Here is a 12,871-nt window from a genome sequence, read left to right as displayed (position 1 = left end):
ATTGTCATCTCAAGCTCAGGAGACTCAACCGATCATTTATCTGGATCATGCAGCCACTTCTTTTCCAAAGCCGCCTGAAGTGAGTCAAGCATTGTTGTATGCTTTGGAGCAAGCTTCAGCTAATCCCGGGCGAGGTAGTCATCGGATGGCTGTTCAAGCTAGTCGTGAATTATTTCAATGTCGCAAAACATTATCCAAACTTCTGGATGTACATAATCCTGTAGATATTGCATTTACAGCCAATACTACAGTAGCTTTGAATATGGCTATTCAAGGTTATCTAGAAGCAGGAGATCATGTGATCTCTACGATGACAGAACACAACTCGGTACGTCGACCTTTAGAAGCTCTTAAGCGCAGTATAGGGATAGAAGTTACTTATATTGCTGTTGATGCTCAAGGGGAGATCAACTTAGCTGAAGTTAACCAAGCTTTTACGCCGCGAACGCGGCTTTTGGTATGTAATCATAGTTCGAATCTGTTAGGCAGTATATTACCAATTGCTGAATTGTCGAGTATAGCTCATGATCACGGTGCCAAAATACTGGTTGATATCGCTCAAAGTGCAGGACATATTCCTGTACATTTATCCCAATGGAAAATTGATATGGCTGCTTTTCCAGGTCATAAAGGATTGCTTGGGCCGCAAGGAACAGGTGGATTGTATATAGCTCCTGATATGGATCTGAACCCTTGGATATATGGAGGCACTGGTAGCCAGTCAGAAGAGATTAACCAACCGAATGTAAGACCTGATCGCTATGAAGCAGGAACGCCCAATACGCCGGGCATAGCAGGTCTACAAGCAGGAGCTCGTTATGTACTGGAGCGTTCTGTTACCAAAATCGCTGAAGAAGAACAAATATTAACTCAAATGATGATCAAAAAGTTATTAAATATACAGGGTGTACATGTACTGGGACCTGAAATTGGCAAAGAACGTACAGGTATTGTATCTTTTATAATGGAGCATAAAGACAGTGCAGAGATCGCTTTTCGCTTAGATCGAGAATTTGGTATAGCCGTACGCGCAGGTATGCATTGTACTCCACTGGCACATATAGCAGCAGGAACACTTGCTACAGGAGCAGTACGTGCTAGTGTAGGCTACCGATCAACAGTAAATGATATAGATCGACTGATCGAAGCTATTCAATATATTGATCGTACTTGAGCCAAAGTAGTTGTAGATGAATAAGAAAATGTTCTAACTAAGCTTATTAGAAAATATAAATAGCAACAAAAGAAGGAAAGAGGAGAGCAGACAACGATGGCGGAATTGAATGGACTGATAGCAGAACAGTTGTATTTGTTTGTAGGAGGTATAGCAATTATCATGATTATTTTCTTGATTATTGCTATTGTGCAAGCAGTCAAATTAAGCAAAATGCGCAAACGGTACAATCAGATGATGGCAGGCAGTGGAGTAGAAAACTTAGAAACATTATTGCTAGACTTAAAATTGCAAATGGATTCAATCGAAGATGATGAGCAAAACAAACGGGATCGTTTTCAAGCGATCGAAAATCGTTTGCGTCAAGTACCGGCACATATTGGTATGAAACGATACAATGCTTTTTCGGAGCATGGTAGTGATCTTAGTTTTTCATTAGCGATTCTTAATGATGAATCAGACGGTGTTATTCTTACAGGGCTTCACAATCGAGATAGCTCTTACATGTATGCTAAACCGATTGTCAAAAGCGAATCTACCTACAACCTGTCTCCTGAAGAAAAAGAAGCCATTCAACTTGCTAAATCACCTGCATCAACTAAAGTATAATTTAGATTCAAAAACGATAGAAACGCCGTCATTTACAACAAGATGCTAACATAGCTCTTATTGTGAATGGCGGCGATTTTGTATCTATAGGCAGATACGTGTAAGCTTTAAGAAAGAAGTTGGGTTATTGGTAGGGACATCGATTGTAAAAGGGGGTAAAGAAAAAGATGGATGGTATACTGGTGATTGCTTTTGATTCTACGCAGCAAGCTTTACGTGCGGAGATGTTACTAGAATATGCAGATATTGAAAATGATATGTTCCCTACACCTAAAGAAATTACAGCGGGTTGTGCATTATGTATCCAGTTTCCAGAAGCTGATTTGCCAGAAGTGGGCGAAATTATCCAAACAGAACAAGTAGATATTCGAGGCATTTTCAAATATCAAAAACAGACATATGAGCAGATTGTGTTATAGGAGGGTGAAAGAATGAAAGGATTTTTAAGTGAACAAACAGGTGGTCAGGATATTCAACAATTAACTGAATCAGCGACAGATCAAGTGAGTGGATTTACAAGTGGCTTGTGGAAATGGGCAAGCGATACCGATATGTGGTGGCAGTTTTTATTTTCCAGTATTCGTATCGTTTTGATTTTTATACTGACTCAAATTGCTATCAAGGTGATAAGCAAAGTCATTGAGCGTTCTTTGCAAGGGAAAGATAAAACTAGACTCAGAACAAATCCCAGACGATTTATTACGATTGGCGAATTATTAAAAAATGTAGTTTCTAGTGTGTTTAACTTTATTATGATCATGTTAGTGTTGAATGAATTCGGATTTAATCTGACTCCGCTATTAACAGGAGCCGGTGTAGCAGGTCTAGCGATCAGTTTTGGTGCTCAAAGTATTGTAAAAGATATTATCACAGGATTCTTTATTATTTTCGAAGATCAATTTGCTGTAGGTGATGTCATTCAGGTCGGACTGTATAAAGGAACCGTACAGATGGTCGGATTGCGTACAACACGTCTGGTGAGCTGGAATGGTGAAGTAAACATTATTCCTAACGGATCAATTATCAGTGTAACCAACTTTTCACTTTCAAATTCATTAGCCGTTGTCGATGTGCCTCTAAAATTAGAACGTAGTATGGATGATGCATTGAAATTAGTCAAACAAGCTGTAGAAGAATTGAAAGACGATCATCCAGAAATGTTGAAAATGCCAGAAGTATTAGGGATTCAATCATTAACAACAGCAGAGTATGCGATTCGGATTGTTGCTGAGTGTCAGCCAAACTCAAGAGCAGGTGTAGAGCGTGCGGTACAAACAGCTGTGAAAAAAGCATTAGATCATGAAGAGGAAGAACGCTTATTATTAGAAGCCAAACAGCAAGAAGAAGAGGCTCAAAAAGCAAAAGAACAAGAAGCAGCGGATCGACCGTTACAAGGTGAGGGAGAACTTGAATCGCAAGTCAAAGACAAACGCGATGAAAATATATCAAATGATCAATAAAAAGAAGGATTGAAACAATATAAACATGTGGATAAGTTTGCTAGAATATAACAGTGTAGTACGATAGAGAAAGTTATGATGATAAGGATATGTGGAGGGTGAAGAAATGGAACGTAAGGTTTTTCAATTGGGCGATATTGTGCAAATGAAAAAGCCACATCCTTGTGGAAGTAATGAGATGGAGATTATACGGATGGGGATGGATATCCGTATAAAATGCGTGGGATGCAAGCATAGTGTATTAGTACCTAGAGCCAAATTTGAGAAAAATATGAAAAAGGTATTACGATCGGTTGAGAGTGAAATACAACCAGCCAGTGAGTGAGAAGCAAAGATAAGTTATCAACAGAAAACAAAGAAGAAAATAGTATTTTAAAGGTTATCCACTGTGGATAACCTTTTTTATTTGCTGTATAGCATGATTGTGTATAACTTTATAAGCAGATATGATCGATTGCACAATGAGTTAGTAGAATATAACAGGCAGCGATCAAAGGCAAGTTTTATGAAGCAAATGACTTAAATAGATCCAAGTAAAGGGACAATAACATACGAGTGGAGGGTTTATTTCATTCCTTTTAACAAGGAACAAGCTGATTAGGATGAGGGAGTAGGGAGAAGTAAATTAATACTATTAATCGTACAATCAGAGAGAATAACGCTATATTCATTGAAATTCATAAAAATGCATAGACTGTATAAAGCTTTGCCTAATGGCAATGAGTGAGCTAAAACTGTTATAGTACAGAATGAATTATCAAGGAATATCGCAAATGAATATGTATAAATAAGATTATGACCAGGTACCAATATAGGCGTTAAATCCTGTTCTGTAAAGGGAAATCGATTCTTGCCAACCCAAATATAATGGAGTATAATCAATTCTGTTGTCAACTCGGACGTGGAGAGGTACCCAAGAGGTTATAAGGGGACTGACTCGAAATCAGTTAGGCGCTTCAGGGCGTGCGAGGGTTCGAATCCCTCTCTCTCCGCCACTTCTTTTCCCAATGATATTTGCAACCTACATATTTGTTTACTAAGCTCTGTCGCAGAATTGCGATGGAGCTTTTTTAATTTCTACCACATATTTTTTCTATAAATATATTTTCTTAAAATAAAGCTTGTATTCATGTACTACAATTTGGTATAATCATATAGTTCGAGTCTATGCTCGTTCCTTGCTCCTGACATTGATTAGGGGCCTTAGTCCAAGAGGAGGTGAAAACTATGCGCAATTATGAAGTGATGTACATTCTTCGTCCTGAACTGGAACAAGAAGCTGTAGATGCAGCTGTTGAGAAGTTCAAAGGCATCATCACAAACGGCGGCGAAATTACAAAGCATGATGTAATGGGTAAACGTCGTCTTGCGTATGAGATCAAGAAAATTCGTGACGGTATCTATGTATTGGTAAACTTCCAATCAGCACCAGAAGTTGTTGCTGAACTAGAACGTCTTATGAAGATTTCTGACGATGTTATTCGTTATCTCATTACTCTTGACGTTACTAAATAATCTGCTTAACTGTAATAACCGTTCGAGGAGGGGATTGGATTGCTAAACCGTGTCATTTTAATCGGCCGGTTAACCAAAGACCCGGAGCTTCGCTATACACCCGCTGGTGTAGCTGTAACCCAGTTCACATTAGCAGTGGATCGTCCTTTTACGAGCCAAGGTGGAGAGCGCGAAGCGGACTTTATCCCGGTCGTCACTTGGAGACAACTGGCTGAAACTTGTGCTAACTATTTACGAAAAGGTCGCTTAACTGCGGTTGAAGGCCGAATTCAAGTACGTAATTATGAGAATAATGAAGGAAAACGTGTATACGTGACTGAAGTTATAGCTGATAATGTTCGTTTCCTTGAGTCTAATCGTGATGGTGGTGGCAGTGGAGGATCTTCCCGTGAAGAGTCTTCTAATAATACTAGCAATAGCGGCGGCGGTAGTAATAACCGTAGCAACTATAATGGTAATAATGGAAACAACAACTCACGAGATAACCAGGACCCATTCTCTGATGACGGTAAACCGATAGATATTTCCGATGATGATTTGCCATTTTAATGAAAGAAAGGACTGAATGATATGAGCTTCAATAGACGCGAAAGCGGCGATGGAGAAGGCAGACGTCCAGGTGGACGCCGTGGCCGTAACAAACGTCGTAAAGTATGTTTTTTCACTGTAAACAAAATTAAGCACATCGACTATAAAGATACGGACTTGCTTCGTAAATTTATCAGCGAACGTGGTAAAATTTTGCCACGCCGTGTAACAGGTACAAGTGCAAAATACCAACGTATGTTGACTATCGCGATTAAACGTTCTCGTCAAATCGCATTGCTACCTTACACAACTGAGTAGTATATATTTATTACTATTATAAATATATGCAGATAAATCGTTGATTTGTCTGTTTCTATAGCGTACAGAATCATGTCTGGATTTCGAAGATGTGATCCTGTGCGCTTTTTATGTTGTAAAAATGTATTTTGAAGTATAATGAGCAAAACCATAAACCTGTGTCATAGTCGTTATCAAACGTTTAATGATGATAATACGGGTCTGTCTGAAAAGAGGAATGGATGAATGGCGAGAAAACGTAAAATAGCTATTGGAGCTGCAATTGCATTAGTGGTCGTAGCTGGAAGCCTGTTTCTGTTACGCAAACCTATCTCTGCATTGATGTTCGATTGGTTCGTAGCGGGCAGTATTGAAGATCAATTAGAGCAGACCTATCAACCTGTACGTCAAATTGGAGGCGAGCAAGAAGCCACCGAAGAACTTCCTGTACTGACAGAGCCGTTTTCGATGTTATTGGTCGGAAGTGATCAGCGAGATAACGAAACAGCACGTTCAGACACCCTTATCTTTGCTGTGATGCGTCCGTTGGAATCTAAAGTGTTATTGATCTCGATTCCGCGTGATACGTACACAGAAATTGTAGGCAAAGGCAAAAAAGATAAAATCAATCATGCTTATGCATTCGGCGGTATCGAAATGTCGATGGATACGGTTGAGAATCTAATGGATGAAAAGCTTAATTATTATGCAACGATTAACTTTCAAGGGTTGATCGATTCTGTAGATGCCTTAGGAGGCATAAAATTACCGATAGAAGAAGATATCGTCAATAAAGATCCTAACCATGAGCAGTTTACCATAGAAGGTGGTAAGCCTATTTATACAGGGCAGGATGCGCTTTATTATGTACGCTATCGAGAAGATAGTGATTTTAGACGTACCAAACGTCAGCAGATTTTTTTACAAGCCTTAGCAGATCAAGCGATACAACTTAACCAGATTGAAAAAATTCCTCAATTGTTGACTATCATGGGCAATAATTTCAAAACAGATATGCGCCCACAAACGATTACAGGCTTAGCGAGTCAAATACTGCGTAGTGGTAAGCCTGAAGTGACTTCATTTACGATTGCTGGCGATGGAGAATATGTAGATGGTGTCTATTACGAAGTGCCACGTGAAAGTGAAATTAAAGAAGCACGCGATTTGATCAATGAATGGATGAAATCAGACGCTTCTGATTCCGATATAAATAATAGGGATTCCGCAGACAGAGCCGCTGAGCCTGCTGACTCTCAGATTCACTAACTCGCTTTATTGTAGCGGCGATATCGCTTAAAATAAAAGAGGATCCTGAAACGAAGTATTTCTTATTACGTACTGTACAGGATTGAGCATAAACGTATGGAGTAAGAAATAAGGATTTAGAATAAGATCATGTTAGAGTTTTTGAGATGATGAGAGGAAGGATTTTTCATGAATATTGCGTTTTTTCTGCTACCGAAGCAGGAGGTCGTTTGTGTCACCCTTAATTCGACACTACGTCAGACGCTTGAAAGAATGGAATACCATCGTTATACTTCTGTACCTATGTTGAATAAAGATGGAGGCTACGCAGGTACAGTTACAGAAGGCGATCTGCTATGGTTTATGAAAAATTCAGAAGGTAAAGTGACTTTTGAGAACGCTTCTAAATTTCTCATGTCAGATGTACCTTTGCAAAAAGATAATAAACCTGTATCGATCGATGCCAATATGGAAGATTTGATCAATCTGGCAAAAGTGCAGAACTTTGTACCTGTTGTCGATGATATGAATCGTTTTATCGGTATTGTTAGACGTAGTCAGATTATAGAATATTGTGAGCAATTTGTACGTAGCGGGGAGTATAGCCCTGAAAAATCAAGAATGGCTAAGAATATGAAAGTTACGTAAGCAGTATTGATAAATCGATGTGTGTTTATTGGCGTTTATGCTATAATGATGAGTAAATCTTTTTTAGCTAATTGCTGAATAACATGTAGGTAAGAGGTGAATGTTTTGAAATTGCGCTGGACATCGGTGGCATGGAGTATAGCTTATTTGCTTCTGTTGCTGTCTTTATTAACTTCATTATCCATTATAACGATATTTTTTCTGATTGTGCCTGTAGTCGTGCTGTACTCGACACTAAACCTGCGCCAATTTATTATGCACCTGGTTCCGATCTGGTTGATTACGATGATCGTAGCGATTCAACTGGAAGGTAGGTTAGGCATTTATGTAGCGGTACTTGGTATATTCTTTATGGTACCTGGTATTGTTATGGGACGATTGTACAAGAAAAATGCTTCTGCTTTGCGAGTTATATTTACGACAGGCATCACCACCCTTGTAGAAATGTTGCTATTGCTCATTTTTGCTACTGTCGTTTATAAGTTTAATCTCGCCGTCTACGTTAAAGATATTGTAGAATTCTCGGTAGCTCCTATGCGAGCGATGGCAGATATCAATCCAGATATTGCTGATATTTTCTCACCGGAATTTGTGCGTGGATTATGGAACTATACGCTACAAATGATTCCTTTCGCATTGATTATCAGCTCATTTACAATGGTTGTGATTACCCATGCGATCTGTCGTCCAATTTTGGAAAGTATGAATTATTCGGTTTCTAAATTAAGACCTGCGCGTGAGTGGAGATTACCACGTTCTTTGATCTGGTATTATTTGCTTGCTGTACTTTTAGAGTATTTCGTAGCTAGCAATATAACAGGTGTATTGGCAGCGTTTGTGCTTAATTTTATGCCGCTGGTACATATTGCATTTACGATCCAAACGATCGGATTTGTATTCTTTATGGCGCATCATCGGAAATGGAATTCGTTTCTTCCGTTTCTATTATCTCTAGTGGTGGTATTGATTCCTCCACTTCGGATTGTTGGTATTATCGATCTAGCTTTCCCGCTCCGCGAATATATTACGAGACCGAAACGGTAAGGTGATGAATGATGCCTAATTTTTTGTTAAACCGCTGGCATGGTTATCGAACAGTATGGGCATCTCTGCTTATGCTGGTTCTGGTCATTTTGCTGTCTTGGTTCAATTGGATTATCGGACTGGCTGCACTTTGCTGTGTGATTTTGTTCGGTGTGTCTTTACTTCGTGCAGAGCTTACATTTCGACGGGAATTAGATGAGTATATTGCTGGATTATCTTTTCGGATCAGGCGTGTAGAAGAGGAAGCGGTCAGTACGCTTCCTTTTGGTCTTATTTTGTACGACAATCAATATACAGTTGAATGGCATAATCGGTATATTGGAAGTATGTTTGGACGCAAAACGTTGGTCGGTACATCGCTTGAAGAATGTTTTCCTCGATTTGTGGATGCTTATCAGCAGGCTAAAGAAGAAGCACGTAAAGAATCTTCGAAAGAAGTACGCTTTGAATTGCCACATGGACATTTGACGATCGAATTGATTATTTTACCAGATGAACGATTGATTTATTTGCAAGATGTAACGACATTTGCCGATCTGCGTGATCGTCATGAAGAAGAACGTCTAGCACTGGGCATTGTATTTTTAGATAATTTTGATGAAGCTTCACAAGGTATGGATGATCAACAACGGACTAGCTTAATCGCTCGTGTAGCGACACGAATTACTGATTGGGCTAAAAATTACGGCATTTATGTAAGACGATTATCCTCTGAGCGTTACTTATTGTTACTGAATCAGAAATCATTACGTGAATTGGAACAAAGTCGATTTGTGATTTTGGATGAGATTCGAGAAATGACAGCTGATCTTAAAGTGCCATTAACACTCAGTGTAGGTGTAGGATTCGGGGCAGGTAGTATCAGTGAGCTTGGTGAACTGGCACAATCCAGTCTGGATATGGCACTAGGACGCGGTGGAGATCAGGCAGCAGTCAAAGCAGATCAACGTCTATCCTTTTACGGCGGCAAGTCTAATGCAGTCGAGAAGCGTACCAGAGTGCGCGCACGTGTTATTGCTCATGCACTACGTGATCTCATGCTAGATAGTGATCAAGTTCTTATTATGGGTCACAAAATACCGGATATGGATGTTGTCGGTGCAGCGATCGGAATGCTCAAAGCAGCAGATATGTACGATGTAGATGCATATATTGTGCTGGATAAAGTGAATCCTTCGATTGAGAAAATGATGGAACGGATCGAATTGGATGAGCGCTTATCGGTACGCTTTATTACACCGGATGAAGCACTCAATGCGATGACTGAACAGACATTATTAGTTGTAGTCGATACGCATAAATCTTCGATGACGATTGAGCCGAAGTTAGTCGATCGGGCGAAGCGTGTTGTCGTAGTGGATCATCATCGTCGCGGAGAAGAATTTATCAATGATGCTGTTCTGGTCTATCTGGAGCCGTATGCTTCTTCTACCTGTGAACTTGTGACCGAGCTATTGCAATATATTCATGATAAAGTACAATTTACAACACTGGAAGCCACTTCGCTTCTAGCAGGTATTATTGTAGATACGAAGCATTTTGCACTACATACCGGTTCACGTACATTTGAAGCGGCAGGATTTTTACGTCGTAATGGTGCGGATACCGTATTGGTACAGCGAATGCTTAAAGAAGATTTAGGTGATTATATCGCCAAAGCTGAAATTATCAAACACGCCAAAATTATTCATAACCATGTGGCATTAGCTGTAACCGAACCAGGTCATCAGGTTCCGCAATTGCTGATTGCACAGGTAGCAGATTCGCTGCTAAATATGAATAATGTACATGCTTCATTTGTGATTAGCGAGCGAATAGACGGCTTGATTGGAATTAGTGCCCGTTCTCTTGGTAAAATGAATGTACAGGTCGTGATGGAACGATTAGGTGGCGGCGGTCATTTGACCAATGCAGCTGTTCAGCTTGAAGGTAGTATTGAATATGCGGAGTCACGACTTCGTGAAGTACTAGATCAAATGGAAAAGGAAGAGGGGTTATTTGAATGAAAATTATTTTTCTGAAAGACGTAAAAGGTAGCGGTAAAAAAGGTGAAGTAAAAGAGGTGGCAGACGGTTACGCACAAAACTTCTTGATCAAAAACGGTCATGCTAAACCAGCAACAGGTGGTAATGTCAAAATTCTTGAAAACCAAGCAGCAGCGGTAGAACGCCAAAAGCAAGAAGAAAAAGAAGAAGCAGAAGTACTAGCTAAACAATTAGAAGCTTTGACGATTGATTTGAAAGCTAAATCAGGTGAAGGTGGACGCTTATTCGGAGCGATTACCAGCAAACAAATCGCAGAAGCTTTGAGCAAACAAGGACATAAAGTCGACAAACGTAAAATTGAATTGGATGAGCCTATTCGTACACTGGGTGTAACACAAGTTGCTGTAAAATTACATCATGATGTTAAAGCAACGCTCAAAGTCCAAGTTACTGAGGAGTAAAAATGGGCGGCGAAATGTTTTACGATCGGGTTCCGCCACAGAATGTAGAAGCGGAACAGGCGGCACTCGGAGCGATCTTGCTTCAGTCGGAAGCGTTAATTACAGTGATGGAACGGGTAGACAGCGAGGATTTTTACGATAAATCACACCAACTGATCTATGAAGCAATGGTTAATCTCGGTGAAGAAAATCAGCCGATAGATCTGATTACATTAACTTCGTTATTACAAGATCGATCACAGTTAGAAGATATTGGCGGCGTTAGTTATCTGGCGAAGCTTGCTCATGCAGTTCCAACAGCAGCTAACGTTGATTATTACGCTCAAATTATCGAGGAAAAGTCGATGTTACGTCGATTGATTCGAACTGCAACACAGATCGTAAGCGAAGGATATGGTGGCGGCGAAGATGTCGGCAGTATGCTTGGCGATGCCGAACGACGGATTTTGGAAATTTCTAATCGTCGTACAGGTAGTGGCTTTATCGCGATTCGTGATGTGTTGATGGAAGTATTTGAACGGGTTGAAATTCTACATCAGAACAGTGGAAATACAACAGGTATTCCGTCTGGATTCGTTGATCTGGACAAAATGACAGCTGGATTTCAGCGAAGCGATCTGATTATTGTGGCTGCTCGTCCTTCGGTAGGTAAAACGGCATTTGCACTAAATATTGCGCAAAATGTAGCAGTACGTGCCAAAGAAACGGTAGCTATTTTCAGTCTAGAGATGTCAGCTGCACAGCTGGTACAACGTATGATCTGTGCGGAAGCCAATCTGGATGCCAATGTAATGCGTACCGGTGAATTCAAAGGTGATGAAGATTGGGCGAAGCTCACAATGGGAATTTCTTCTCTGTCTGAAGCCGAAATCTATATTGATGATACACCCGGAATCACCGTTTCAGAGATTCGTGCTAAATGTCGTCGTCTGAAAAAAGAAAAAGGTCTGGGTATGATCGTAATTGATTATCTTCAGCTCATTTCGGGACGCGGTAAAGCGGGCGAAAACCGTCAGCAAGAAGTCTCTGAAATCTCGCGTACACTGAAGCAAATTGCTCGTGAATTGTCTGTACCGGTTATTGCCTTGTCTCAGCTGAGCCGCGGTGTAGAGCAACGTCAGGATAAACGTCCGATGATGTCTGACTTGCGGGAATCCGGTTCGATTGAGCAGGATGCGGATATCGTTTCTTTCTTGTATCGTGATGATTATTATAATGCAGATACAGAAAAGAAAAATATTATCGAGATTATTATTGCCAAACAGCGTAATGGTCCGGTAGGTACTGTTGAACTTGTATTTTTGAAAAACTTTAATAAATTCGTGAACTATGAACGTGTGCAATCGGATATGTTTGCAGGTTAGCGATCTGAAATAGAGCTTTGACGGAATAAGAACTCCAATCGTATGATATTGATATGATGATTGGAGTTCTTATTTTTATGTAAACTATTCATAATGAGGTGTATACAAATGCCTTACGATATACATATTGATTTGCCGATTCAACCTCACGAAGTACCGGATCTGCGTGAAGCGGTGGGGTGGGAGCGTCGAGAGCAAGATTATCCTGCTTTATTAGAACGTTGTCAGTTTTATGCAGGCGCGCGAGATGAACACCAGCGACTAATTGCGTTTGGATATATCTCAGGTATGGGCTTACAACATGGTTATTTAGAAGATATTCTGATCCATCCGGATTACCGTCATCAGCATCTTGGGACAAGCTTGGTACGGACACTATTACAACAAGCCCGGTACAATCAAATTGAAATTGTAACGTGTACGTTTACAGAAGAACATGCTTATTTTTACCAAAAATGCGGTTTGACGTTGAGTAAAGGCGGAGTATGGAGAAGTTAAGCGAGTATTTCCGAACGATAATATTTTTAATTGAATGTAT

The 12,871-nt window shown here is 40.1% G+C and carries 15 protein-coding genes and 1 tRNA gene; all 16 read left to right on the top strand.

Translation table 11 applies throughout. The annotated features are described in order from the left end of the window. The first annotated feature begins 1 nt into the window (after position 1). The 16 genes from PaeCFBP13512_RS17070 to PaeCFBP13512_RS16995 all read left to right on the top strand — a co-directional run bounded on the left by PaeCFBP13512_RS17070 (position 2) and on the right by PaeCFBP13512_RS16995 (position 12,831). A complete protein-coding gene (locus PaeCFBP13512_RS17070) occupies positions 2-1,174 on the top strand; it encodes an aminotransferase class V-fold PLP-dependent enzyme (RefSeq protein ID WP_137224816.1) in 1,173 nt (390 codons plus the stop codon). A 96-nt stretch (positions 1,175-1,270) separates the two neighbouring features. Then, the gene (locus tag PaeCFBP13512_RS17065; protein WP_137224814.1) at positions 1,271-1,783 is read left to right on the top strand and encodes a DUF4446 family protein; all 513 of its coding nucleotides are present in this window, start codon (positions 1,271-1,273) and stop codon (positions 1,781-1,783) included. 167 nt (positions 1,784-1,950) lie between these two features. After that, positions 1,951-2,202, top strand: a complete 252-nt coding sequence (locus tag PaeCFBP13512_RS17060; protein WP_137224812.1) for a DUF3343 domain-containing protein — start codon at positions 1,951-1,953, stop codon at positions 2,200-2,202. 12 nt (positions 2,203-2,214) lie between these two features. Then, positions 2,215-3,243 carry a mechanosensitive ion channel family protein gene (locus PaeCFBP13512_RS17055; protein ID WP_137224810.1) on the top strand — a complete coding sequence of 343 codons (1,029 nt, stop codon included), beginning with the start codon at positions 2,215-2,217 and terminating at the stop codon, positions 3,241-3,243. A gap of 106 nt (positions 3,244-3,349) precedes the next feature. Beyond that, positions 3,350-3,568: a DUF951 domain-containing protein gene (locus PaeCFBP13512_RS17050; protein ID WP_069326392.1), complete on the top strand. Its 219-nt coding sequence runs from the start codon at positions 3,350-3,352 to the stop codon at positions 3,566-3,568. A gap of 578 nt (positions 3,569-4,146) precedes the next feature. Beyond that, positions 4,147-4,238 (top strand) — tRNA-Ser (locus PaeCFBP13512_RS17045). Positions 4,239-4,470: 232 nt separating this feature from the next. Then, positions 4,471-4,758, top strand: coding sequence for a 30S ribosomal protein S6 (rpsF, locus tag PaeCFBP13512_RS17040; protein WP_069326393.1), 288 nt, complete (start codon positions 4,471-4,473; stop codon positions 4,756-4,758). Between the two features lie 39 nt (positions 4,759-4,797). Continuing rightward, the gene (ssb, locus tag PaeCFBP13512_RS17035) at positions 4,798-5,307 is read left to right on the top strand and encodes a single-stranded DNA-binding protein (protein ID WP_137224808.1); all 510 of its coding nucleotides are present in this window, start codon (positions 4,798-4,800) and stop codon (positions 5,305-5,307) included. Between the two features lie 21 nt (positions 5,308-5,328). After that, a complete protein-coding gene (gene rpsR / locus PaeCFBP13512_RS17030; RefSeq protein WP_069326395.1) occupies positions 5,329-5,604 on the top strand; it encodes a 30S ribosomal protein S18 in 276 nt (91 codons plus the stop codon). A gap of 225 nt (positions 5,605-5,829) precedes the next feature. After that, positions 5,830-6,852, top strand: a complete 1,023-nt coding sequence (locus tag PaeCFBP13512_RS17025; RefSeq protein WP_069326396.1) for an LCP family protein — start codon at positions 5,830-5,832, stop codon at positions 6,850-6,852. Positions 6,853-7,020: 168 nt separating this feature from the next. Next, positions 7,021-7,479 (top strand): CBS domain-containing protein, encoded by a 459-nt coding sequence (locus PaeCFBP13512_RS17020; RefSeq protein ID WP_069326397.1) that lies wholly within the window; start codon positions 7,021-7,023, stop codon positions 7,477-7,479. A gap of 105 nt (positions 7,480-7,584) precedes the next feature. Further along, on the top strand, positions 7,585-8,523 hold the full coding sequence (locus PaeCFBP13512_RS17015; RefSeq protein WP_069326398.1) for a DUF2232 domain-containing protein: 939 nt from the start codon (positions 7,585-7,587) through the stop codon (positions 8,521-8,523). A gap of 11 nt (positions 8,524-8,534) precedes the next feature. Beyond that, a complete protein-coding gene (locus PaeCFBP13512_RS17010; RefSeq protein WP_137224806.1) occupies positions 8,535-10,529 on the top strand; it encodes a DHH family phosphoesterase in 1,995 nt (664 codons plus the stop codon). After that, positions 10,526-10,969 carry a 50S ribosomal protein L9 gene (rplI, locus tag PaeCFBP13512_RS17005; protein WP_069326400.1) on the top strand — a complete coding sequence of 148 codons (444 nt, stop codon included), beginning with the start codon at positions 10,526-10,528 and terminating at the stop codon, positions 10,967-10,969. Before PaeCFBP13512_RS17010 ends, rplI begins: the two co-directional genes overlap by 4 nt. Before the next feature lie 2 nt (positions 10,970-10,971). After that, positions 10,972-12,333: a replicative DNA helicase gene (gene dnaB / locus PaeCFBP13512_RS17000; RefSeq protein WP_069326401.1), complete on the top strand. Its 1,362-nt coding sequence runs from the start codon at positions 10,972-10,974 to the stop codon at positions 12,331-12,333. 108 nt (positions 12,334-12,441) lie between these two features. Beyond that, positions 12,442-12,831 carry a GNAT family N-acetyltransferase gene (locus tag PaeCFBP13512_RS16995; protein ID WP_137224804.1) on the top strand — a complete coding sequence of 130 codons (390 nt, stop codon included), beginning with the start codon at positions 12,442-12,444 and terminating at the stop codon, positions 12,829-12,831. The last annotated feature ends 40 nt before the right edge of the window (positions 12,832-12,871 follow it).

Source organism: Paenibacillus sp. CFBP13512 (assembly GCF_005233705.1).
GTDB lineage: Bacteria > Bacillota > Bacilli > Paenibacillales > Paenibacillaceae > Saccharibacillus > Saccharibacillus nuruki.
This window is presented reverse-complemented; position numbering and strand designations above follow the sequence as displayed.